Annotated in this window: 18 protein-coding genes, 1 tRNA gene and 1 riboswitch; of the genes, 6 read left to right on the top strand and 13 right to left on the bottom strand. The window is 67.3% G+C overall.

Annotated elements, in window-relative coordinates:
• Window positions 1-3: 3 nt before the first annotated feature.
• The 5 genes from K5L94_RS03330 to K5L94_RS03310 form a co-directional block, all read right to left on the bottom strand.
• On the bottom strand, window positions 4-471 hold the full coding sequence (locus tag K5L94_RS03330) for a hypothetical protein (protein ID WP_274512007.1): 468 nt from the start codon (window positions 469-471) through the stop codon (window positions 4-6).
• The gene (locus K5L94_RS03325; protein ID WP_274512006.1) at window positions 472-2,757 is read right to left on the bottom strand and encodes a hypothetical protein; all 2,286 of its coding nucleotides are present in this window, start codon (window positions 2,755-2,757) and stop codon (window positions 472-474) included.
• A 19-nt stretch (window positions 2,758-2,776) separates the two neighbouring features.
• Window positions 2,777-2,848, bottom strand: a tRNA-Lys gene (locus tag K5L94_RS03320).
• An 83-nt stretch (window positions 2,849-2,931) separates the two neighbouring features.
• On the bottom strand, window positions 2,932-5,643 hold the full coding sequence (ppc, locus tag K5L94_RS03315) for a phosphoenolpyruvate carboxylase (RefSeq protein ID WP_274512005.1): 2,712 nt from the start codon (window positions 5,641-5,643) through the stop codon (window positions 2,932-2,934).
• Window positions 5,644-5,950: 307 nt separating this feature from the next.
• Entirely contained in the window at window positions 5,951-8,473 is a 2,523-nt protein-coding gene (locus K5L94_RS03310; RefSeq protein WP_274512004.1) for a S9 family peptidase, read from the bottom strand.
• Between the two features lie 120 nt (window positions 8,474-8,593).
• Window positions 8,594-8,677, top strand: a riboswitch (S-adenosyl-L-homocysteine riboswitch).
• Between the two features lie 36 nt (window positions 8,678-8,713).
• Between K5L94_RS03310 and ahcY the strand changes: the two genes are divergently transcribed.
• On the top strand, window positions 8,714-10,159 hold the full coding sequence (gene ahcY / locus K5L94_RS03305; protein WP_004154241.1) for an adenosylhomocysteinase: 1,446 nt from the start codon (window positions 8,714-8,716) through the stop codon (window positions 10,157-10,159).
• Window positions 10,160-10,249: 90 nt separating this feature from the next.
• Here the strand turns inward: ahcY and K5L94_RS03300 are convergent, their stop codons facing one another.
• The gene (locus K5L94_RS03300) at window positions 10,250-10,906 is read right to left on the bottom strand and encodes an energy transducer TonB (RefSeq protein ID WP_274512003.1); all 657 of its coding nucleotides are present in this window, start codon (window positions 10,904-10,906) and stop codon (window positions 10,250-10,252) included.
• A 63-nt stretch (window positions 10,907-10,969) separates the two neighbouring features.
• Here K5L94_RS03300 and ybaK point away from each other — a divergent pair, with 63 nt between their 5' ends.
• Together ybaK and K5L94_RS03290 are read left to right on the top strand one after the other, a co-directional pair.
• Complete coding sequence (gene ybaK / locus K5L94_RS03295; RefSeq protein ID WP_274512002.1) at window positions 10,970-11,443, top strand: Cys-tRNA(Pro) deacylase; 474 nt, start codon at window positions 10,970-10,972, stop codon at window positions 11,441-11,443.
• Entirely contained in the window at window positions 11,443-11,928 is a 486-nt protein-coding gene (locus K5L94_RS03290; RefSeq protein ID WP_274512001.1) for a hypothetical protein, read from the top strand. The genes ybaK and K5L94_RS03290 overlap by 1 nt, the downstream gene beginning before the upstream one ends.
• 43 nt (window positions 11,929-11,971) lie before the next feature.
• Here the strand turns inward: K5L94_RS03290 and K5L94_RS03285 are convergent, their stop codons facing one another.
• Both K5L94_RS03285 and K5L94_RS03280 read right to left on the bottom strand, forming a co-directional pair.
• Window positions 11,972-12,580, bottom strand: a complete 609-nt coding sequence (locus tag K5L94_RS03285; protein ID WP_274512000.1) for an energy transducer TonB — start codon at window positions 12,578-12,580, stop codon at window positions 11,972-11,974.
• 127 nt (window positions 12,581-12,707) lie between these two features.
• Window positions 12,708-13,265: a DUF3228 family protein gene (locus K5L94_RS03280; protein WP_053448810.1), complete on the bottom strand. Its 558-nt coding sequence runs from the start codon at window positions 13,263-13,265 to the stop codon at window positions 12,708-12,710.
• A gap of 135 nt (window positions 13,266-13,400) precedes the next feature.
• On the opposite strand from K5L94_RS03280, the gene K5L94_RS03275 reads away from it, so the two are divergent.
• Window positions 13,401-14,918 (top strand): amidohydrolase family protein, encoded by a 1,518-nt coding sequence (locus K5L94_RS03275; protein ID WP_274511999.1) that lies wholly within the window; start codon window positions 13,401-13,403, stop codon window positions 14,916-14,918.
• A gap of 6 nt (window positions 14,919-14,924) precedes the next feature.
• Here the strand turns inward: K5L94_RS03275 and K5L94_RS03270 are convergent, their stop codons facing one another.
• Genes K5L94_RS03270 through K5L94_RS03260 form a run of 3 tightly spaced genes read right to left on the bottom strand, consistent with a single transcriptional unit; the run spans window position 14,925 to window position 17,656 of the window.
• The gene (locus tag K5L94_RS03270; RefSeq protein WP_053448808.1) at window positions 14,925-15,656 is read right to left on the bottom strand and encodes a LytR/AlgR family response regulator transcription factor; all 732 of its coding nucleotides are present in this window, start codon (window positions 15,654-15,656) and stop codon (window positions 14,925-14,927) included.
• The gene (locus K5L94_RS03265) at window positions 15,653-16,699 is read right to left on the bottom strand and encodes a sensor histidine kinase (protein WP_053451242.1); all 1,047 of its coding nucleotides are present in this window, start codon (window positions 16,697-16,699) and stop codon (window positions 15,653-15,655) included. The genes K5L94_RS03270 and K5L94_RS03265 overlap by 4 nt, the downstream gene beginning before the upstream one ends.
• Before the next feature lie 24 nt (window positions 16,700-16,723).
• Entirely contained in the window at window positions 16,724-17,656 is a 933-nt protein-coding gene (locus tag K5L94_RS03260) for an alpha/beta fold hydrolase (RefSeq protein ID WP_053448807.1), read from the bottom strand.
• A gap of 202 nt (window positions 17,657-17,858) precedes the next feature.
• Here K5L94_RS03260 and metF point away from each other — a divergent pair, with 202 nt between their 5' ends.
• A complete protein-coding gene (metF, locus tag K5L94_RS03255; RefSeq protein WP_274511998.1) occupies window positions 17,859-18,686 on the top strand; it encodes a methylenetetrahydrofolate reductase [NAD(P)H] in 828 nt (275 codons plus the stop codon).
• A gap of 40 nt (window positions 18,687-18,726) precedes the next feature.
• Window positions 18,727-19,311, top strand: coding sequence for a DUF4124 domain-containing protein (locus K5L94_RS03250; protein WP_274511997.1), 585 nt, complete (start codon window positions 18,727-18,729; stop codon window positions 19,309-19,311).
• An 89-nt stretch (window positions 19,312-19,400) separates the two neighbouring features.
• Here K5L94_RS03250 and K5L94_RS03245 read toward each other — a convergent pair whose 3' ends face one another.
• A complete protein-coding gene (locus K5L94_RS03245; RefSeq protein ID WP_274511996.1) occupies window positions 19,401-20,357 on the bottom strand; it encodes a Nudix family hydrolase in 957 nt (318 codons plus the stop codon).
• Between the two features lie 102 nt (window positions 20,358-20,459).
• On the bottom strand, window positions 20,460-23,192 hold the full coding sequence (gene secA / locus K5L94_RS03240) for a preprotein translocase subunit SecA (RefSeq protein ID WP_053448803.1): 2,733 nt from the start codon (window positions 23,190-23,192) through the stop codon (window positions 20,460-20,462).
• Window positions 23,193-23,308 lie beyond the last annotated feature (116 nt).

Below are 23,308 nucleotides of genomic sequence, written 5' to 3'. Positions count from 1 at the left end.
CCGCTACTCCTCTTCCTCCCGCAGATAGGGCGAACGGTAGCGCTGGATGTTCAACAGCGGATCGGCCTCCAACAGCGCAGACTCAGCATCCACCGACGACACCAGGTACATGTAGTAGTCGTAACCGAAGTGAACTTCGGCGGTCTCGCTCACCAGTTTGCACCAGATGACGTTGCGCAGCGCATCGCGCGCCACCCGCTCGATGCCGTCCAGATCCAGCGGCTGGCCCTCGTGGTAGTCGCGTGACTCACGCCGTTCAAGTGAATGGATACGCAGCGAATCCACGCCAGCTGCCACGCAGAATCGCCGGATGGCATCGAGATAGGCGTTCTCCACGATCTGGTAATCCTCGAGGGTTACCAACCTGCCCACGTCGCAGAATTCGGTCCATTCAGAGGGATGGGAGGACAGGTACCCCTCCGGCGTGTACTGCCAGTATTTTGTAATGCGCCAGGAATGAACGAGTTCCACTCAGTGCTCCATTGTCACCGGCCGCAACCAGGACTGCGGACTCCAGCCGAGCAGTACCTGCGCCGGCTGCCCGCCCTGGGACGCCACCACCAGGCCGTCCATCGCGGGCGCGAAACGCCGCTGGAAACCGGAGGGTTGTGCGGCGAACAGTGACCTCAGCGTCGCCATGGATTGCGCCAGGCCAGCGTCATCGAGGCGCGAGAGGAAGAACACCATCTGCCGCCACGCATAGGCACCACGCTTGCGGGCCGTCAGCCATGCATGCCAATGCGGAGCAACCTGCTGCAGGTCGGTACAGACCGCAGAAAAACCACGCTGGATCATGTCCGGCAGTTCCTCGGCCAGCACCGCGTCGAGCTGGAAACGGTCGAATAGGACCGCCAGGTTGTGGGTGGTCAGGATCTGCACCTGTTCGATCACTGCACCATTCGCAGCGGGCCCTGCCTGGCCCGGCGCAAGGTCTGCCCGAGCCAGGCACAGGCCCGCCAGATCGTCTACCCGATGCTGCGACCGTCGGCCCGTTCGGGGCCTCGGTTCGCCAAGCCGCTCGAGCATCATGCTGTCGATACCGTAGTAACGGGCGTACAGACTGCCTGCGGTGAACCGTCCGGCATGCCGTGCCGCTGTCGCGAACCCGGGGGCGAACGCGCCCATGAAGATATCTGCGGCCAGCTCTTCCACCAGGGGCAGATCAGCACCAGCACTGTCCGCCAGGCTCCGCAGCTGCCGCAGCAGGGGGTTTGGCAAGGGGGTTTCCGGGTAGTGGCGCAAGGCAAGCGCCACGACGTCGCCCAGCATCCGCTGGGCGGCAGGCGTCCCGCGCTGCCGTTCGCTTTCCAGTCCAGCAGCCCATGGCAACTCCGCCATGCGCACCTGCGACTGCAGGTTCAACAGCAACAGTGAACGACGTGCATCGAAAGCGGTCCGGCAGGCGGCATAGAGACGACCATGCGCCGGATCGGTGAAGCCGCGCTCGGCAACCCGCGCACCCAGCTGCGGAAGCAGCAGCGCGAGCGACTCGAGCGAAGGAACCAGGCCGGCTTCGATAAGCTGTTCAACGGTGCCCTGCTGGCACCGGGCCACATGCTGTCGCAGCGTGCGGGGCAGAACGCTACCCGCCGCAACCAGGGAAGTCGCTTCATCCGGCTGCACGTCCCGCTGCAGGGAAGCAACATCCACGACACCGGCATCGGCAGGGAACAGGCGCAGACGATTGGCGGCGATGCGTGCGAGCGCAGCATGCGGAGGTGCAGCAACACTCTCCTGCTCGAAGCGCATGCGTGCCGCGTAGGTGTCCGAGTCAGGCACACCATGCTTGCCTGCGTGATCGTTCACGATCTGGCCCACGCGTGACCTCTGGTGTGGCGTCAGCACCACACCATCTACGCACAACGCCAGGTACTCCAGCAGTTCAACATCACGATGCCGGCTCGCCTTGCGCGCGGGTGATTGCCTGCGCAACGTGCGGAACGTGGCCACGGCCTGCTTCGCATCCGGCAACCAGTCCTGCGGGAACTGCATGCAGGGCTGGCCATCGCGCCAGGTCTGCAGGAGCAACCCGACAGCGGTCGCGTACAACGGGCGCCATTGCATCAGCACGTGATGCTGCGTCTTCACCCGTGCCGAACTCGTACGCCGCTGCAACTGCGCAACGACGGCGCCGGCGGTCTCCACGAAGAGGGTGAAGTCTCCCCCGGCCGGCAGCTTTTCAGTCCCGGCCGCCAACGGTACCGGCTCCGGATAGAAGCGAAGGCTCGGGAACCAGCCGACGATGGCGGCCAGAATAGCTTCCACCTGCGCATGCGCCCCCTGCTGCAGGAGCCAGGCCACGGTGAGCAGCGCCGACTCTTCCGGTACGCCGACGCGATAGTCGCCCTGCTGCAACCGCGCGTGCAGCCAGGCCATGCCCTCATCGCCCAGGCACCATGCGTTCAGGCGCTGCCGCTCATTGCCGGTGCCCGTGTCCAGCACCTGGGCCGCAAGGTGCCTTTCCCAATCCAGCAGGGGCCCACCGGCCAACAGCGCACCGGTGGCGAAGCCGCCGGTAACCACTTCCGGCGTTGCCCATGCGGGCGCCCCCTCGATGGGCGTTCGTGAGCCGTGCTGCAGCAGGTCAAGCGCCTTGCCGTCGAGCAGCCGGCTCCAGCGATCGACACGTGCCTGTGCGGACTGGCGCTGCTCTCGATTGGCAGCCTCCTGCAACGCGCGCAAAGCCCGCGTCATCTGGGCGCCAATGTAGCCGCTCCCTATCGTAGGCGGAGCATCGCGTTCGTCGTCCTTGGCCATCGCTGCTGGAATCCGTGTGGTCCGGGGGCTGGAATCGAACCAGCGCCCACCCGGTTAAGAGCCAGGTGTTCTACCACTGAACTACCCCGGAGTAGAGCCCGCATGCTGCCCAATCGTAGACCGCAGGGCAAGCGATGAAGGGCAGACGGGGATTCCTCTCCCCAGGAAAGTGGATCACCCCGTGTTCTGCACACCCTGCGAAACACCGTTCACGCACGCCACCAGCGCGCGCAGCAGGTCGTCATCCTCACGCCCGCTGGCCCGCCAGCGCTGCAGCAGGTCCACCTGCAGCACGCTGATCGGATCGACGTAGGGATTGCGCAGGCGGATCGACAGCGCCAACCGCGCATCGTGGTCGAGCAACGTCCGCTGGTCCATCAACGCCAGCAGCCAGTGCCGGGTGAGTTCCAGTTCGCGTTGCACCTGCGGGAAGAAACGGCCGTGCAGCTCACCGGACAGCTTCGAGAACTGCTCGGCGATGGTGATATCGCCCTTGGACAGCACCATCGCGATGTCATCCAGGAAGGTGCGGAAGAACGGCCAGTCGCGAGCCATCGCGCGCAGGGTCTGCTCGTGGCCGGCATCGACCGCGGCCTGCAGGCCGCTACCCACGCCGTACCAGCCAGGAATGACCGCACGCGCCTGGCTCCAGGCGAACACCCACGGAATCGCACGCAGGTTGCCCAGCGCGGCGTCCTGGCCCAACCGGCGCGATGGCCGCGAGCCCAGCGTCATGCGCTCGATCACATCGATCGGCGTGGCGGTGCGGAAGTAGTCCATGAAGCCGGATTGGCCGACGAAGGCGCGATACACCCCGCTGCTGGCTGCAGATACCGCGTCCATCACCGGCCGCCAGTCGTCCTCGCGCGGCTCAGGTGCGCGTGGCCGCAGGCTGGCACGCAATACCGCGCCGGTGGCCTGTTCCAGCGAACGCAGGGCCAGCGCACGGATGCCGTACTTGCGGTGGATCACCTCGCCCTGCTCGGTCACCCGCAGGCGACCATCGATGCTGCCACGCGGCGAGGCATCCACCGCGTGCGTGGTTTTGCCGCCACCGCGGCTGATCGAGCCACCACGCCCATGGAAGAAGGTCAGGCGGATGCCGGCCTCGGACGCCACCTCCAGCAGTTCCACCTGCGCACGTTGCAGGCCCCAGCGCGAGGCGGCGATGCCACCGTCCTTGCTGCTGTCCGAATAGCCCAGCATCACCATCTGCACGTCGTCGCGTGCTTGCAGGTGTGCGCGATAGATCGGGTCGGCCAGCAGGTCGCGCAGGGTCGCGGTGCCGCGCTTGAGGTCATCCACGGTCTCGAACAGGGGGGCGATGTCCAGCGGCACCGAACCGCCCTCTTCCACCAGGCCGCCACGGCGTGCCAATGCGAGCACCGCCAGTACGTCACTGCGGTCATGCGCCATCGAGATGATGTAGCTGCCCAGCGCATCGCCGCCATGGCGCGCGCGTGCATCGGCCAGTGCGGCGAATACCGCATCCAGGCGCTGGTTGCCCTCGTCGTCACTCTTCGGCAGCGCGGCTTCACCACTGGCATGCGGCGCCAGCAGGCGCGCGCGGCCCACTGCGTCCAGGCCGTCCCAAGCAGTTTCCCCGCCCAGCACCGCCGCCAGCGCGCGCGCATGCACGCTCGACTCCTGGCGCACGTCCAGCCGTGCCAGATGGAAGCCGAAGGTCTTGACCCGCCACAGCAGGCGCTGCACGGCAAAGCCACCGGCATGCTCGCCGCGGTTGGCGCGCAGGCTGTCGAGGATCAGCTGCAGGTCGTCGATCAGTTCGTCGGGGCCGGCATAGGCGCCCTCGCCGTCGTCCAGCGTTGCCTGCAGGCGCGCGCGCATGCGGTCGTTGAGCAGGCGGTACGGCATGTCGGCATGGCGCGGCCGTGACTGTACCTGCGGCAGCAGCTGCTGGTAGTGCGCCACGCGTGCATGCAATGCATCGCTGACCCCCACCCGCTCGGTGGACTGGCTGAGCAGGCTGGCCAGCTGCAACAGTTCCTTCTGGTAGCGCCCCAGTACCGCCTGGCGCTGCGCATCCAGCGTGTTGCGGATGGTGCTGGCATCCACGTTCGGATTGCCATCCATGTCGCCGCCCACCCAGGTGCCGAAGCGCAGCAGGCGCGGCAGCGGCAGTTCTTCGCCGTAGGTATCACGCAGCGCCTGCTGCAGCGATTCGTACAGCACCGGGATGACCCGGTACAGCACCTGCACCAGGTAGAAGCCGACGTGCTCGCGCTCGTCATCGACAGTGGGCCGCACCGGCGAGGAATCGGTGGTCTGCCACGACGCGGTCAGCGCCATGCGGAAGCGCGCGGCATCGGCCGCCGCTTCGCCCGGCGTGCGCTGGCCGTCGAGATTGTCGACCAGGCTGGCCACCATCAGCTGCTCTTTCTCCAGCAGCGCGCGGCGCACGGCTTCGGTCGGGTGTGCGGTGAACACCGGTTCGATATCGATGCGTGGCAGCCACTGCGCCAGCTCGTCCAGGCCCACCCCCTGTGCCTTCAGATGCTGCAGGGCATCCTGCAGGCCATCGGGCTGCGGCGCGGCAGTACCCGCGCGCTGGTAATCGCGGCGACGGCGGATGCGATGCACGCGCTCGGCGATGTTGACCACCTGGAAGTAGGTGCTGAAGGCCCGCACCATGGTCTCGGCCTGCTGCGGCGTGCGCCCGGCCAGGCCATCGGCCAGCTCCGACAGCGGCGCCTGGTTCTCGCGGCGGGCAATGGCGCGGGTGCGCACGTCTTCCACATCGTCGAGGAAAGCGGCGGACACCTGTTCCACCAGCAGGTCGCCGACCAGCGCACCCAGCCGGCGCACGTCATCGCGAAGCGGAAGATCGGGAGAAGCGAACTCGATGCTGCTGCGGTACTCGTTCATCGGCGACGCACAGGCCTCGGTCAACGGATCCAGACCCCAAGCCTAAACCAGAACGGGCATCGTGCTGCGATGCAAAAATGGTTTCATCTGCATGCATCGCCTGATGTGACCGGAGGGGAAACACCGGCTGGAACCACCGTGCGGGAAACACCGACTGGGTAGAGTCGACTGTTAGTCGACTGCTCTCCTGTCAGGTCTTCGAAAGCCCGCGCTGCGCGCGATAGTCGACTAACAGTCGACTCTACCCAGTCGGCTCTACCCCGTCGCGTCACAGCGGCCCCCGTTGCGGGGGCCGCCGTCATGCGCGTCAGCGCTTCTTCTTCGCCTTGCCCTGCTCGGCCGGGCCGATGGTCTGCTCCAGCCAGCGCTCGCTTTCAGCCAGCATGGTCATGATCGATTCGCGTGCGCGGTAGGCATGCGATTCGTTCGGCAGCATCACCAGCCGCGCGCTGCCACCCAGGCCCTTCACCGCGGCGAACATGCGCTCGCTCTGGATCGGGAACGTGCCGGAGTTGTTGTCGTCCACGCCGTGGATGAAGAGGATCGGATCCTTGATCCTGTCGGCGTAGTTGAACGGCGCCATCTTCTGGTACACGTCCTGCGCCTGCCAGTAGTTGCGCTCCTCGGCCTGGAAGCCGAACGGCGTCAGCGTGCGGTTGTAGGCACCGCTGCGCGCGATGCCGGCCTTGAACAGGCGGGTGTGCGCCAGCAGGTTGGCGGTCATGAACGCGCCGTAGGAATGGCCACCGATGGCGATGTGATCGCGGTCGGTCACGCCACGCCGCACCACTTCATCCACCGCGGCCTGCGCATTGGCCACCAGCTGTTCGATGTAGGTGTCGTTGGGTTCCTTGTCGCCCTCGCCGATGATCGGCATCGACGGGCTGGCCAGCACCACGTAGCCCTTGGCCAGGAACGCCTGCGGGCCCCAGTAGCTGATCGCGTTGAAACGGTACGGCGAATCGGTCACCTGGCTGGCCGCGGCCGCGCTCTTGAACTCACCCGGGTAGGCCCACATCAGCAGCGGGCGCGGGCCGTCACGCTTCGGGTCGTAGCCCGGCGGCAGCAGCAGGGTCGCGGTCAGATCCACGCCGTCCTTGCGCTTGTAGCGGATCTGCTCCTTCTGCACGCCCTTCAGCTGCGGCAGCGGGTGGGCAAAGTGGGTCAGTGCGCGCGGCACGGCGCTGGCATCGGCCAGCGACTGCACGTAGAAGTTGGCCGGCTCGTCCGGGCTTTCACGGCTCAGCAGCAGCGAACTGCCCTGTTCGTCCAGCAGCGCAACCGGCAACGAATAGCTCGGTGCCTGCGAGTGGAACAGGCGCGTCGCCTTGCCCGTGGCGATGTCGAAGCGATCAACGAACGGGCGGTCGCCTTCCGGCGAGGCACCGGCACCGGCCAGGTACAGGCTGCTGCCATCGGTGCTGGTCTGCAGCAGCGAGCGGCCGCGGTCGTCGCTGGACATCAGCGGCCGGCCCGGATCGGCGTAGCGGTCCTGCGCGTCGCGATCCCACAGCAGGCGCGGCTCGGCACCGGCGTTGTCCGGGGCGATCAGCCAGGTCTTGGTTTTGCGGGTCTTCCACCACGATTCGGTCAGCAGGGCCAGGTCGCCACGGCCCCAGCTGATGCCGGCCAGGCGGCTGCCGAGCTGGGCCAGGGTCACCGGCGGTTTGTCGAACGGTGCGGCCTGCATCAGCACCGCATCGCGCACCTTGGCCTCCCTGTTCGGGTCGCCGCCGTCCTGCGCCTCCGCCCACACCAGGGTGGCATCGGCATCACCGCGCCAGCGGATGTCACGCACGCCGGTCACCTCTGCATCGTTGCCGGTCGGCAGGCCTTCCACCAGCGGGCGCACCGCCACGGTGTGCACCAGCTTGCCGCTGGCACGGTCGATCACTTCGATGCGGCGCGGGAAGCTGTCCACCGGCACCACGTACGAGTACGGGCGCTGCACCGGCTGGCGCAGCACGTAGCGGCCATCCGGCGAAACCGAGAAGCCCATGAAGATGCCGGCCGCGCCGATCGGGCGGGTGTTGCCGTCGAGGCTGACTTCCACCGGCTGGGTGGTGGCGTAGTAGTCGAACTGGCGCGCGTCGGCTTCGTTCTTCAGCAGGTCCTGGTAGGTACGGATCGAGACGACGCCGCCGCCCTGGCTGGTCTGCTGCACGGCCGGGCCGGTCGGGATGCCGTCGGCGGCGGGGGCGGCGCCCAGGTTGGCCGGGCGGGTGAACACCACCAGCCCACGGCTGTCCGGCAGCCACTGGTAGCCACTGCCCATCACCGTGTTCAGGCCGGCGACCAGGCGGCGGGCGCTGCCGCCGGCCACATCCACCAGCCACAGTTCATTGGCGCCGCTGGCGGCGTCCACCTGGTTGAAAGCCAGCCACTTCTGGTCCGGCGACCACATCAGACTGGCGATCGACAGCGTGCCCGGCAGGCCGCTGATCGGCCGTTCCTTGCCGTCGGCCACGTTCATCAGCCACAGTTTCTGGCCAAAGCTGAAGCGGCTGTCGGAGAACGTGCGCGGGTTGATACGCTGGCCGGCCAGCTTCAGTTCCGGCTGCGCCACCACCTGGATCGAGGGCAGCGAAGGCATCTGCATCAGTGCGGCCACGTCGCGGCGCGGCGACAGGAACAGCGAGGGCGCGCGCGGCGCGTCGACCACCGCCTGCAGCGCGGCCGAGGGCAGTTCGTACGCCGTGACGCCCTGCGCCTGCGCCTGCGCCGCAGCCGGCTGCGGGGTGGCCGAGAAGGCCAGCGGGGCCACTGCCAGCAGTCCCATCGACAGGACCAGGCCGGTCCAGCGCCGTGCGCGGCGCGTGTGCATGCTCATCGTTCCACCTGTGTGATGCGTGAAAACACCGACCTTAACAGGCCGTGCATGCCTGCCCATCTGCCGATGGTTGGGTCATCCCTGTGTCATGACGGGGCCGCGATATAATGGGGGTTCTCCCCTGCCGAGGGGCGCTGCGACCGGATCCCACGAGGCCCGGCCAGGCTCGGTAAGGTGGCTATGCAACAACGGCGCCCGGCCAGATGCGAGCACCCGCTCGCCCACAACCGGAGCACACGAATGAACGCTGTTGCCAAGACCTTCTCCACCGAAGGTGATTACAAGATCCGCGACATCACGCTGGCCGACTGGGGCCGCAAGGAACTGGACATCGCCGAGCACGAGATGCCGGGCCTGATGTCGATCCGCCGCAAGTACCAGGCCGAGCTGCCGCTGAAGGGCGTGCGCGTGACCGGCTCGCTGCACATGACCATCCAGACCGCGGTGCTGATCGAGACCCTGAAGGACATCGGCGCCGACGTGCGCTGGGCCTCGTGCAACATCTTCTCGACCCAGGACCACGCCGCTGCCGCCATCGCCGCCACCGGCACCCCGGTGTTCGCCTGGAAGGGCGAAACCCTGGAAGAGTACTGGGACTGCACCCTGGACGCGCTGACCTTCACCCTGGCCGACGGCACCCTGACCGGCCCGGAGCTGGTGGTCGACGACGGCGGTGACGTGACCCTGCTGATCCACAAGGGCTACGAGCTGGAAAACGGCAGCGACTGGGTCAACACCGCGTCCTCCTCGCACGAAGAACAGGTCATCAAGAACCTGCTCAAGCGCGTGGCCAAGGAGCGCCCGGGTTACTGGGGTCGCGTGGTCAAGGACTGGAAGGGCGTCTCCGAAGAGACCACCACCGGCGTGCATCGCCTGTACCAGCTGGCCCAGGCCGGCACCCTGCTGATCCCGGCGATCAACGTCAACGACTCGGTCACCAAGAGCAAGTTCGACAACCTGTACGGCTGCCGCGAGTCGCTGGCCGATGGCCTGAAGCGCGCGATGGATGTGATGCTGGCCGGCAAGGTCGCCGTGGTCTGCGGCTACGGCGACGTCGGCAAGGGCTGCGCCGCGTCGCTGCGTGCCTATGGCGCGCGCGTGATCGTCACCGAGATCGACCCGATCTGCGCCCTGCAGGCGGCGATGGAAGGCTATGAAGTCAACACCATCGAATCGACCCTGGGCCGTGCCGACCTGTACGTCACCACCACCGGCAACAAGGACATCATCCGCATCGAGCACCTGAGCGCGATGAAGGACCAGGCCATCGTCTGCAACATCGGCCACTTCGACAACGAGATCCAGGTCGATGCGCTGGTGTCGTTCGCCGGCATCAAGCACGTCAACATCAAGCCGCAGGTGGACAAGTACATCTTCCCGAACGGCAACGCGATCTTCCTGCTGGCCGAAGGCCGCCTGGTGAACCTGGGTTGCGCCACCGGCCACCCGAGCTTCGTGATGTCCAACAGCTTCGCCAACCAGACCCTGGCACAGATCGACCTGTGGGCGAACAAGGACAGCTACGAGAAGAAGGTCTACCTGCTGCCGAAGAAGCTGGACGAGGAAGTGGCGCGCCTGCACCTGGAAAAGATCGGCGTGAAGCTGACCACCCTGAGCCAGGAACAGGCCGACTACATCGGCGTGCCGGTGGAAGGCCCGTTCAAGCCGGACCACTACCGCTACTGATGCCTGTGGTGTGCCGGCCCACGGCCGGCGCACCCGGTGCATGCAACACACGGAACGGGCGCCTTCGGGCGCCCGTTCTGCGTTTGCCCCTCAGAAGTCGAAGTTGACCGGAATCCTGGCCAGGCTGATGTCGGGCGGGTCGCCTCGCTTGCTGGTAAACGTCCAGGCCGATGCCGCGTCGACGGCTGCCGCATCCAGCGTGGGATGGCCACTGGACTCGGCGATGATCCTGCCGGTGACCCGGCCTTCGCGGTTGATCACCACCAGCACCACGGTCGTGCCTTTCAGACCCTGCTTGTACGCCTCCTGCGGATACCTTGGGGCAGGCGATGACAGCGGCCACCATCCCACCGGCGGCGCATCCGGCGGGTCGGTATCGACCAGGCAGCGCTCGGGTATGCGGATGCCCATGCGGGTGTCCTGCTTCGGATCCACTTCCATGGCAATGCCGCGACAGTTGCCCGCCAGCGCGGCGAGGAACAGCGCCTGCCGCCACGTTGCGTGGATATCCGACCCGACCCCGGTGAAACGGCATTGGTCGCCCTTTCGATGCGATGCCATCGACACCATGCCCGCATCGATCAAGTCCCGCACGGCCTGCCCGCGTGTACAGCGGTCCTCACTGGCCAGGGCCGGACCAGCGACCACCATCATTCCGGCAAGCAGACCCGCCGCAATCATCCGCTGATAGGCCACTCCACTCCCCTGTGCTGCGTTCTGTTGACCCGAGTCTGCCACGCCATGCATGGATGCTCCACCCGCAATAGCCTCGGTCAAGGCAACGCCTCCGCCCCGCGCTACGATGCCTCCATGACCCCGGCCATCAACCTGCTCAAGCGCGAGAAGATCGCCCACACCGTGCGCAGCTATGTGCACGACGCCCACGCCGAATCGTATGGCGGCGAAGCCGTCGACAAGCTCGGCCTCGACCCGGCCCAGGTGTTCAAGACCCTGCTGGCCAGCACTGAAACCCACGAACTGCTGGTAGCAATCGTGCCCGTGGCCGGCCAGCTGGACCTGAAGGCGCTGGCCGAAGCGGCCGGCTGCAAGAGGTGCGAGATGGCCGCCGCCGATTCCGCACAGCGCGCGACCGGCTACCTGGTCGGTGGCATCAGCCCGCTCGGGCAGAAGAAGCGCCTGCGCACCTTCCTGGATGCCAGCGCCGAAGTGCTGCCCATGCTGCATGTCAGCGCCGGGCGGCGTGGCCTGGAAGTGGAACTGGCGCCCGGCGACCTGCTGCGCCTGACCGCCGGCCACTACGCGGCGATCGGCAAGGCACGCTGATGCGCTGGCCGTGGTCCGCCGCACCATCACCCCGGCTTGAAGATCCACAGGCCGATGTACTGCTGCAGGACCTGCTGTCACGCGACGGTGCACGCATCACCGACGCGGCACGCACGGTCGCACGGCTGTTCAGCGCGTCGTCGCTGGAGGCGCTGGCGGTGCACACGGACCTGATTGAAAAATGCTGCCAGGGCATCGCACTGGGCGGCATGCTGATCAGCAACCAGGCGCACCTGAAGGCGGCCCTGCAGCGGCTGCGCTACTGGCAGGCACGCCAGGGCTGCCTGTGCGCGCTCAATCCCGGCTACCCGTTCTTCGATCCGCGCCGCCTGCTTGAACAGGGGCAGATGCAGCTGCTCTCGGTGCAGGACGCCGAGGATGGATGGGGCGACTGCCACACCGTTGCCTGCGTGCAGTGCGGCCAGCACTGGCAGGCGATCCACCGCGAATACCATTACCCCTGGTGGGAGTGGAAAGCCATCTGACAGCGACGCAGCCCAGTAGATCCACGCCATGCGTGGATGGCGGTCACTCCACCAGCTCGTACCGCATCGGCACACGCGCGATGGTCAACTCCGGCACGGTGCTCTCCGCTTCGGCACGGACGAAAGGCCAGCCACGCAGGTCATCCACCGCTGCTTCATCCAGCAGCGCATGGCCACTGGATGTCTCCACGATCACGGCGACAACCGCCCCGTGCGCATCAATCAAGGCCTTCAGCAGGCTGCGCCCGGACAGCCCCTGCTGCATGGCTTCCGGCGGATAACGCGGCGACACACCACGCGCCGGCTTCCACGCAATCCCCTCGCCCGCGAACAGGTCCCGGCTGCTGCGCGCCGCACAATGCTTGGGCAGGCGCAACTGCAGGGATAGACGTGCGTCATCCACGCTCACTTCCGAAGGCGTCGCGCAGGCATGCCGCGCGAGCACCTCCAGCATCTGCTGCTGCCGACGCAGCGCCTTGCCGTTGGCGGCCGTCACCTCCACCACGCAACGCGCATCCTTGGGCTGCATCGACAACGCGGTCACCCCCGCATCGCGCAGCGCGGGAACGGCCGCCAACGGCGAGCACGCCGTCTCCGCCGCCGGTCCTTCCGCCAGAGCTGCTGTGGCGGGCAGCAGGCCCGCCAGCACCATTGGAATCATCCCTGCCCAGCTCCGCATGCCCCGCCCTCCGTGCGTTCGTCTGGCCCGATCATACCTGGCGCATGGCAGCGGGTGATCGGGTCAGCGCCCCGCGGTTCGAGGATCTGACCCGCGACGGCTACGGCCGCCAGTTGGCGTTGCTCTCCCAGAACGCCACCGAGCGCTGGTAGGCCTCCCGGTCCAGCGGCACGCCGGAACCGCCCTCCTCCACGCCCAGCGCATTGCGCATCATGGTGATCGGCGCCATCGGCACCTCTTCCGGCTCGGCGGTGTAGATGCAGCCGACGATGCCCCAGTCGGCCTCGATCGGCGAACCTTCCTTGGCCAGCTGCTCGGCGCTGTACAGGATCACTACCAGATAGTTCGCGCGCGGCGACTCCACGCCTTCGAACCAACGCACCAGCACCGGCAGCTCATCACGGTTGCGCGCTTCGTAGCCGCTGCGCAGCTGGTGGCGGTTGGCCTCGGTCACCGGCACCGTCAGGCAACGCGTGCTGGTCCAGTTCTCGTAGACAAACAGCTTGCAGAACGGCGCATAACCGTCGAGCACCTTCAGCGGTGCGTGCGCATTGAGGTGCGCCTCGAACTGCTCGGCGGTGCAATCCTGGATGGTGTTGCCGCGCGGCACACGCGGGAACAGGCGGGGACGGGCAAATTCGGTGAGGACGATGGACATGGCGCGATGTGATCAGGAGTTCTGCCGCACAGGGTAACCGCCCTGCAGGCGGCAGGGGCGGATGCCGATGCTCACTGGCATCCGATGCAGGTTTGCCGCACCCTGCGCAGGACCCACCGCAAGGATCGCAGGCTCATGGAAGCAGCACGCGTATTGCCCCGTTCCGCCCCCCGTCGTCGCTGGCTGAAGGTGCTGGCCGCATTCCTGCTGGCGCCGCCGTTGCTGTTCGCCGCCGCCCTGTTCTGGCCGCTGCCGGCACCGCCGCTGCCCGAGCCTGGCAACAGCCGCCTGATCGTCAATGCCCGTGTGGTAGACGTCGTGCGCGGCCAGGTCAGCGAACCGACCACGGTGACGCTGCACAACGGCACGATCACCGCCATCGGCGAAAGCGTTGCCGATGCAGCGTTGCCGGTCTTCGACGCCGGTGGCCGCTGGCTGCTGCCGGGCTTCTGGGACATGCACACCCATGCACTGCAGTTGTCGCCGCAACTACAGTTCCCGCTGATGCTGGCCAACGGCATCACCGGTACCCGCGACATGATGGACTGCCCGCAGGCCACCGATCCGCTGATCGCCTGCGTGGCCGACAAGCGCCACTGGACCACACAGGCCATCGCCGGGCAGCAGGTTGCGCCGCGTTTCGTGCAGGTCGCCAGCTTCTACTTCGAAGATCCGTTACTCGCGCCGGAAGCCGCCGCTGAGCGTGCCCGCACGTACAGCGCGCGTGGTGTCGACGCGTTGAAGGTCTACAACCGGCTGCGTGCCGATACCTACCAGCGGCTGGCCACCGAGGCGCAGCAGCTGCGTCGCCCGCTGGTCGGCCACCTGCCCAAGGCCGTGCTACTGGAAAGCGCATTGCAGGCCGGCCAGCGCAGCTTCGAGCACGCCCATCTGTTCGTACGCCACTGCTTCGACAACGCGGCGGCGTGGCGCGGTGGCACGCTCGACGGCGAAGACCCGACCGCGCTGGCCGAACGGATGGTCAGCGGCTACCAGCCGGCCCTCTGCAGCGAAGCGTTCGGATTGATGCAGGCCAGCGCTGCAGCATTCGTGCCGACCCACGTCACCCGCGAGGAAGACGCGCGCGCACGCGATCCGGCCTTCATCAACGATCCGCGCCTGGCCTATCTGGATCCACTCTCCCGCTGGGCGTGGCGCGACGATCTGCAGGCCACGGTGGAGCACTACCCAGGCCTGCGCGGCGAAGACGTGCTGAAAGCCTACTTCGCGCATGGACTGGCGCTGACCGGTGCCGCGCATCGTGCGGGCGTCACCGTGCTGGTCGGCACCGATACCGGGCTGGGCGGTTTCCGCTACCACGATGAACTGCAGTGGCTGCGACGGGCGGGACTGAGCCAGGCCGACGTACTGCGTGCCGCCACGCTGCAGGCCGCGCGTCATCTGGAGCTGCAGGCATCGCACGGCAGCATCGAGGTCGGCAAGGCCGCCGACCTGGTCCTGCTCGATGGCAACCCGCTGCACGACACCGCCAACACCCGCCGTGTGCACGCCGTGCTGCTGGCCGGCCACCTCTACGACCGCCCGCGACTGGATGCCCTGCTGGCCTACGCCCGTGCGCAGGCACGATCGCCCGCGGTGATGGCGCGCCTGCTGTGGGGCTTCGCCACCAGCCCGGTCAGTGCCGAACTGTAGCGGCGGCTACAACGCCATCCGCTCGCGCAGCTCGCGTGCCTGCCGCCGAGATACTTCCACTTCGCTGCCGTCGTCCAGCGCCAGGTCGTAGCCATCGCCGATGCTCGGCGTCACCGCGCGGATACGGCGCAGATTGACCAGCGTGTTGCGGTTGGCGCGGAAGAACAGCTCCTGCGGCAGGCGTGCTTCCAATGCGCTCAGGCTGCGGGTCAGCAGCGCGTTCTGGTCGCGGAACCACAGCCGCGTGTAGTTGCCGTCCACCACCAGCCGCCGGATCTCGGAGACCGCCACGAACCAGCAGCGCTCGCCCTCGCGCACGAACACCTGGTCATGCGCGCCCAGCGTGCCACGCAGCGCGGGCGCTTCAGTCGTCTCCACCTCGCGCTGGCGCGCCCGCTGCAGCGCTTCCAACAGCCGCGGCGCCTCCACCGGCTTGACCAGATAGTCCAGCGCATTGGCCTGGAAGGCACGTACCGCATAGCCGTCGAAGGCCGTGACGAACACCACCGCCGGCACGGATTCCAGCCCCTCCAGCACGTCGAAGCCACTGCCGGAGGGCATCTGCACATCCAACAGCACCAGGTCTGGTGCCAGCGTTGCAATCGCCTCGCGCGCAGCGGGCACATCGTCGGCCTCGCCCACGCACTGCACCCAGGGCAACGCCGACAACAGCGTGCGCAGCTCCTGCCGCGCCAGCCGTGCATCATCAACGATCAACACACGCAGCACGCCACTCATTGCGGAATCTCCAGCAGGGCCTGCATGCGCTCGCCGACCGGCTGCAGGGTGAAACGACCTTGCGTACCGAGCTGCGCACGCAGATAGGCCAGGCCGACACCATGCCCGTGAGTGGGTTCGATCGCGCTGCCCAATGGATTGTCCACCTGCAGGCGCAGCACATCGTTGTCCAACGTGGCACGGATCTGCACTTCGCCACCGCCGGGGCGGCTGGCGATGCCGTGCTTGATCGCGTTTTCCACCAGCAGCTGCAGCGCCATCGCCGGCAACTGTGCCTGCGTGGCATCGGCATCAATCTGCTGCCGCACCTGCAGGCGCTGTTCGAAGTGGATCGCCTCGATGGCCAGGTAGTCATCGACCACCGCCAGTTCCTCGGCCAGCGTGACCTGCTCGCTGCGGTTGTGTGCCAGCGCCTGGCGCAGGGTGCGCGACAGGCGGGTGACCATGTCGCGCGCGCGCTCGGGATCTTCCAGGATCAACGCACGCAGGTTGTTCAGCGCATTGAACATGAAATGCGGATTGAGCCGCGCGCGCAGTGCATCGCGCTCCAGCGCGCTGCGTTCGGCTTCCGCGCGCAGCCGGGCCAGCTCCGCACCCCGTATCCGGCGCAGGCTGTGCAGGCCTGCCCAGAGCGCGGTCCACAGCGCCAGCATCACCGCCGTGGTGTACCAGTAGAGCAGCAGTGCCTTGGGGCTGAAGTCGGCCACCTGGCGGCCGGCATCCACCCATCCCAGAGCCAGTGCCGTGTGCAAGGCCATGTTCACCAGTGCCTGCGCCAGCGCCGCGCCGAGCGCCACCGACACGGCCAGCCGCAACAACAGCCCGGCCGTACCGCGCGACCACCAGCCGGCGCGCAGGGCCAGCGCACGAATGCCACCGCTGCAGCCGAACAGGCTGACCGCCAGGCCGACCGTGATCAGCACGCCCGCGCTTCCGGCGTCGGCCAGATAGGCATGCCGCAGCCCGAGGCCGGCGACCGCGTAGAGTGCCCACACCAGCGCATTGAGCAGCCAGAAGCGTACCGACGAAGAGGAGTCCGGCATGTCCATTCCGAGGCGTGTTGAAACTCAGGGGTGACGGTCGAGGAAGGCCTGCACCTGCCCGCGCAGCCAGCTCGGATCATCCCACATCAGGAAGTGGAAACCCTGCGCGCTCATCGCGATCTGCACATCGTGCAGCGTCGCGTACTGGGCCTGGAACACCGCCCGGGTGCTCGCTTCGGTGCCTCCCATCGGCTGGTAGCCGGCCCAGCTGCCCAGCACCAGTGTCGGCGCGCTGATCGAGGCGATGCTGTCACGCAGGTCGGTGGTCATCACCGCGTGCATCGCATCGGCCGTGGTCTGGCGGTCACTGCTTTCGCCCCAGCGGCCCAGTTCGGCCTGCCGCTGCGGGTCACGGGTCATGCCCGGCAGGCCGGCCTTCAGCTGCGCCTGCCATTGCGCGGCGTCGGCGGCGAGCATGCCCTTGCGCAGCTGCTCGGCCATCGGCCGCACGCTGTCCGCGGTGGCATTCGGGTCGCGTGCCGCCGGCAGGAACGGCAGCGCGTCCACCACCACCAGCGCGCTGACCGCCTTCGGCTCGGCCTGCGCCATCTGCAGGCCCAGCAGGCCGCCGAGACTGTGGCCAACCACCACTACCGGCCCCAGATGCTGGTCATGCAGGTAGGCCAGCAGCTGCGCGCGCATCGCCGGCAGGAACCCGGCCGGGCGCGGATCGGCCGGTGCGGCGCCGGCAAATCCCGGCAGCTGCACCAGATGGCATTGCACATCCTTCAAGGCCAGGCAGGTCTCGCGCCAGACCTCGGCGCTGCTGTTCAGGCCGGGGATCATCAACAGCGGGCGGCCCTTGCCGACCACCTCGACCTGCACCTTGCCGGGGGCCGGGCCGCGGGTTGGGGCCGCATGCGCCGATCCGGAACCCAGCACGGCCATCGCCATGCCGATCATCGCCAGCCGTGCCAGCGCCTTCATCGCGTACCAGAGTGCCAGGAAGATCTTCATCGTCTGCTCCTTCATCGGGTGGGTGTTGCCGGGTTGGGCTCAGCGTGCCGCCAGCCACAGCGCCCCTGTTGCGAATCCGGAGCAACGGCCGGACACCCGGGCGAACGGTCGCCGGCGGGGGACGGTGCCCATCACATCGCACGTACACATCCATCTTGATGAAGCGATATACTTACCCGCACCTGCCGCCGCCGCCCGCGCCATGACCGCCATCAGCTTCGAGTTCTATCCACCCAAGACCGACGAACAGCGCAGCCAGCTCGACCGCGCCGCGGACAAGCTGAAGGACTACGGGCCCGAATACGTGTCATGCACCTTCGGCGCCGGTGGATCGACCCTGAGCTACACCTCCGAAACCGTGCGCCACCTCAACCAGCACCATGGCTTCGAAGCAGCCCCCCACCTGTCCTGCGTTGGCGGCACCTGCCAGGAAATCCGCGAACTGCTCAAGCTGTACCGCGCCATCGGCTGCGACCGCCTGGTCGCGTTGCGCGGCGACCTGCCCTCCGGCATGGGTTTCCCCGGCGACATGCGCTATGCCGCCGAACTGATCGCCTTCATCCGCGCCGAGCACGGCGACGCCTTCCGCATCGAGGTCGGCGCCTACCCGGAAACCCATCCGCAGGCCTCCGATGCATTGACCGACCTGAAGCACTTCAAGGCCAAGATCGATGCCGGTGCCGATGCGGCGATCACCCAGTATTTCTACAATCCGGATGCGTACTTCCATTTCGTCGACGCGGTGCAGCGGCTCGGCGTGCAGGTACCGATCACCCCCGGCATCATGCCGATCGCCAACTTCAGCCAGCTGCGCCGCTTTTCCGAGCAGTGCGGCGCGGAGATCCCACGCTGGATCAGCCGCAGGATGCAGGCCTATGGCGATGACGTGGATTCGGTGCGTGCATTCGGCACCGAAGTGGTGGCCAAGCTGTGCCAGCGCCTGATCGAGGGCGGCGCACCCGGCCTGCACTTCTACACCTTGAACCTGGCCAAGCCGACCACGTCGGTGCTGAAACTGCTGCAGCTGTGAAAGCACGCCGCGCGTAGCGGAACGGCGTTACCCTGCGCGGATGATCCGGCTCTCCTTCCTGCTGTTGCTGCTGCCGCTGTGGTCTGCCACCAGCGTCGCCCACGCGCAATCCACGCGCCTGAACCGCTGCACCGATGCACAGGGCCAGAGCGTGTATACCGACCGCCCCTGCGACAGCCTGGGTGCACAGTCACGGCTGCCGCCGCCTGCGCCCACCGGCAGCACCCTGCAGCGCGACACCCTGGGTGCACGCTGCCCACGGCGGCTGAGCGAGCTGGTGGAAGCGCTGCGTACCGGCATCCTCAGCAACGACGTGAACCGGCTGTCCTCGCTGTACCTGTGGGGCGCGGTCTCCGACGCCGGCGCGCAGCGCATCCTCGGCCAGCTGGAATCATTGGCGCGGCGGCCGCTGGTGGACGTTGTGCCGGTGTATCCGCGGCAGGAACAGGACACCTCGCAGGCGCTGGAGCAGGGTGATCCGGTGCCAGGCTCCGAGCCCGAACCGGCTGCCGCGCGGCATCCGGTCGGCCTGCGCCTGGAGCAGACGTTCCCGGGCAGCGTTGCACGTGCCTCCACCGTGCTGGGATTGCGGCGGCAGTACGGGTGTTTCTGGATCACGTTGTGATCGCAGGGGGTCATCCACGCATGGCGTGGATCTACTGCATCCGGTGAGGGGTCAGCGCCGCACGTTGCGGGAAACCGACCCTGCTCGCATCACGCCGGCCACAGCCCGCGGATGGCGGCAATGCCCTGCCCGCCATGGCGGCGCGCTTCGGTGATGTGGCCGCTGCCCATGCCCCCCAGCGCATAGATCGGCAGTGACACCTGCGCACGCAGCTCGGCGAAAGCATCCCAACCCAGCGGTGCGGCGTCGGGGTGGCTGGCAGTGGCCTGCACCGGGCCCAGCACCGCGAAGTCGCAGCCCAGCTGTTGTGCCGCCTGCAACTGCTGCAGGTCGTGGCAGGACGCCGCCACCAGCTGCCCCTCGGGCAACGGGCGCTGCGACAGCTGCTGCAGCTGTTCGCTGCCCAGATGCACGCCCACGCTCAACGCGCGTGCCAGCTCGATATCGCGGTTGAGCAGCCACTGCACACCGCTGCGACGATGTGCACGCACCACTTGCTCGACCATTGCCTGCCGCTGCGGGTGCGCCGGTGGCAGGCGCAGCTGGATGCGCTGCTGGCCCGCCGCCACCGCGCGCTGCAGCTGCTCATGCCACTGCTGCACGCTGTCGGCATCGTCGGCCGGGGCCGGGGTGATCAGGTAGCTGTCGGGCTGGCGCAGGGCCGCCACCACCGGCAGGTCGGCCGGCGGCATCGAATAGCGGCCCAGCTTGTCCGGCGCCACCCAGGTGATCGCCTGGCCTTCGCGCCCGCGTGGCGTGCCCTTCCAGCTGCGCACATGGCGCACTTCCAGGGTCAGGTGCTTGTCCGGATAGCGCTGCGGAACATCCATCAGCCACTCACCGACATCGGCCTCGATGCCCAGTTCCTCGCGCAGCTCGCGTACCAGCGCCTGTTCGGAGGTCTCGCCGGATTCGCGCTTGCCGCCGGGGAATTCCCACAGGCCGGCCATGTCGCGGTTCTCGGTACGACGGTTGAGCAGCACGCGGCCACGGGCGTCGGTGATGACGGCGGCCACGACGTGGATCGATCGGGTGGGAGGAGCCATGCGCAGAGCATGCCCAGAACAGGGGGACCGGCGCAATCGCGGATCCACCCTGGATCACCTGCCGGAAATGAAAAGCCCCGCTTTCGCGGGGCTCTCCGGAGGTCAGCTCAGCTGGCCGTGGCAGTGCTTGTACTTCTTGCCACTGCCGCAGGGGCACGGGTCGTTGCGGCCGATCTTCGGTTCATCGCGCTGCAGCTGCGCGACGCCCTGGCGTTCGGCCTCCACCTGCGCCGCTTCCTCGTCGGCGCTGTAGCCGCCCGCGTCCTGGTGCTGGAACTGCGACTGGCTCAGGCGTGCCTGGGCCTGCTGGCGTTCTGCCGCTTCCAGCGCCTGCACTTCCTCGTCGCTGCGGATGCGCACGCGCGACAGCAGGGTCACCACTTCGCGCTTCACGTTTTCCAGCATGTCGGAGAACAGTTCGAAGGCTTCCTTCTTGTACTCCTGCTTCGGCTGCTTCTGCGCATAACCACGCAGGTAGATGCCCTGGCGCAGGTAATCCATGCGTGCCAGGTGCTCCTTCCAGCTCTGGTCCAGCACGGTCAGCATCACGTGCTTCTCCAGCGCGCGCATGGTCTCTTCGCCCACGCCGGCTTCCTTCTCGGCGAAGTGCTGGTTGACGCGCTCCTGCACCTTGGCGGCGATGGCCTCGGCGTCCAGTTCCTCGTGGTCCTTGACCAGGTCGGTCAGCGACATCTGCAGGCCGAAGTCCGACTCCAGGGTCGCTTCCAGGCCACGCAGGTCCCACTGCTCGTCGATCGAGTTCGGCGGCACGAAGCGGGCCACCACGTCGAAGATCACGTCGTCGCGGATGCCGTCGACGTTGGCCTTCACCGACTCGGCGTCCAGCAGCTCGTCGCGCTGGGCGTAGATCACCTTGCGCTGGTCGTTGTTGACGTCGTCGAAGTCCAGCAGGTTCTTGCGGATGTCGAAGTTGTGGGCCTCGACCTTGCGCTGCGCCTTCTCGATCTGGCGGCTGACCAGGCGGTCCTCGATGACGTCGTCTTCCTTCATGCCCATCATGCGCATGGCCTTCTGCACCCAGTCGGAGGCGAAGATGCGCATCAGGTTGTCTTCCAGCGACAGGTAGAAGCGGGATGAACCCGGGTCACCCTGTCGGCCCGAACGGCCACGCAGCTGGTTGTCGATACGGCGCGACTCATGGCGCTCGGTGCCGACGATGTGCAGGCCGCCGGCCGCCTTGACCGCCTCGTGGCGCTTCTGCCATTCGGCCTTGACCGCGGCCTTCTGTGCGTCGGTCGCGTCCTCGCCCAGCTCGTGGATTTCCGCTTCCAGCGAACCGCCCAGCACGATGTCGGTACCACGGCCGGCCATGTTGGTGGCGATGGTCACCGCCGCCGGACGACCGGCGTTGGCGACGATGGTCGCTTCGCGGTCATGCTGCTTGGCATTGAGCACTTCGTGCTGCACGCCGGCCTTGCGCAGGTGCTCGGACAGCATTTCCGAGGTTTCGATCGAGGTGGTACCCACCAGCACCGGCTGGCCGCGCTTGGCGCACTCTTCGATGTCGGCCAGCACCGCGTTGAACTTGCCCTTGCGGTTGAGGAACACCTGGTCCGGGCTGTCCTTGCGGATGGTCGGGCGGTTGGTCGGGATCACCACCACTTCCAGGCCATAGATGCTCTGGAACTCGAACGCCTCGGTATCGGCCGTACCGGTCATGCCGGACAGCTTCTTGTACATGCGGAACAGGTTCTGGAAGGTGATGCTGGCCAGCGTCTGGTTCTCGCGCTGGACCGGCACGCCTTCCTTCGCTTCCACCGCCTGGTGCAGGCCATCGGACCAGCGACGGCCGGACAGGGTACGCCCGGTGAATTCGTCGACGATGACCACTTCGCCATCGCGCACGATGTAGTCCACGTCACGCTGGTAGATCGCGTGCGCGCGCAGCGCGGCGTTGAGGTGGTGGACCACGGTCAGGTTCTGCGGGGCGTACAGGCCTTCGGTCTCGGCATTGAGGATGCCGGCGTCGACCAGCAGCTGCTCGGCGTGCTCCATGCCCGCTTCGGACAGGTGCACCTGCTTGCCCTTCTCGTCGACCCAGAAGTCGCCTTCGCCGTCTTCCACTTCCTGCTTGACCAGGTTCGGCACGACGCGGTTGACGCGGATGTACAGCTCCGGGGAATCGTCGGCCGGGCCGGAGATGATCAGCGGGGTACGTGCTTCGTCGATCAGGATCGAGTCGACTTCGTCGACGATGGCGTAGTGCAGGCCGCGCTGGTAGCGGTCGGCCTTGGACAGCGCCATGTTGTCGCGCAGGTAGTCGAAACCGAATTCGTTGTTGGTGCCGTAGGTGATGTCCGAGGCATAGGCTTCGCGCTTGTCGCTGTGCGGCATGCCCGGGTACACCACGCCCACGCTCAGGCCCAGCCAGTTGTACAGCTTGCCCATCTGCGCGGCATCGCGGCGGGCCAGGTAGTCGTTCACGGTGACCACGTGCACGCCCTTGCCTTCCAGCGCGTTGAGGTACACCGGCAGGGTCGCCACCAGGGTCTTGCCTTCACCGGTGCGCATTTCTGCGATCTTGCCCAGGTGAAGCACCATGCCGCCGATCAGCTGCACGTCGTAGTGGCGCATGCCCAGCACGCGGCGGCCCGCTTCGCGGCAGACCGCGAACGCTTCCGGCAGCACCTTGTCCAGGGCTTCGCCGCCAGCGATGCGCTGCTTGAACTCCGGCGTCTTGGCCTGAAGCTGCTCGTCGGAAAGCTTCTCGATCTCCGGCTCCAGCGCATTGATCTTGGCGACGATGCGGTTGAGCTGGCGCAGCTGTCGTTCGTTACGACTGCCAAATACGCGGGTAAGCAGGCTGTTGATCATTGAAGGAACCGGGTTGGATGGACACGACGCCCGGCCTCCCCCTTGGGATCCGTCCGCCGCAAACGAAACAGGGCGCCTGGCGCCCTGTCGATGGCAACACCCATTGTAGCTTGGGA

The sequence above is a fragment of the Stenotrophomonas forensis genome (genome assembly GCF_028752115.1).
GTDB classification, from domain to species: Bacteria; Pseudomonadota; Gammaproteobacteria; order Xanthomonadales; family Xanthomonadaceae; genus Stenotrophomonas; species Stenotrophomonas forensis.
The sequence above is the reverse complement of the archived record's forward strand: the minus strand, read 5'-3'. Positions and strand labels throughout refer to the sequence as shown.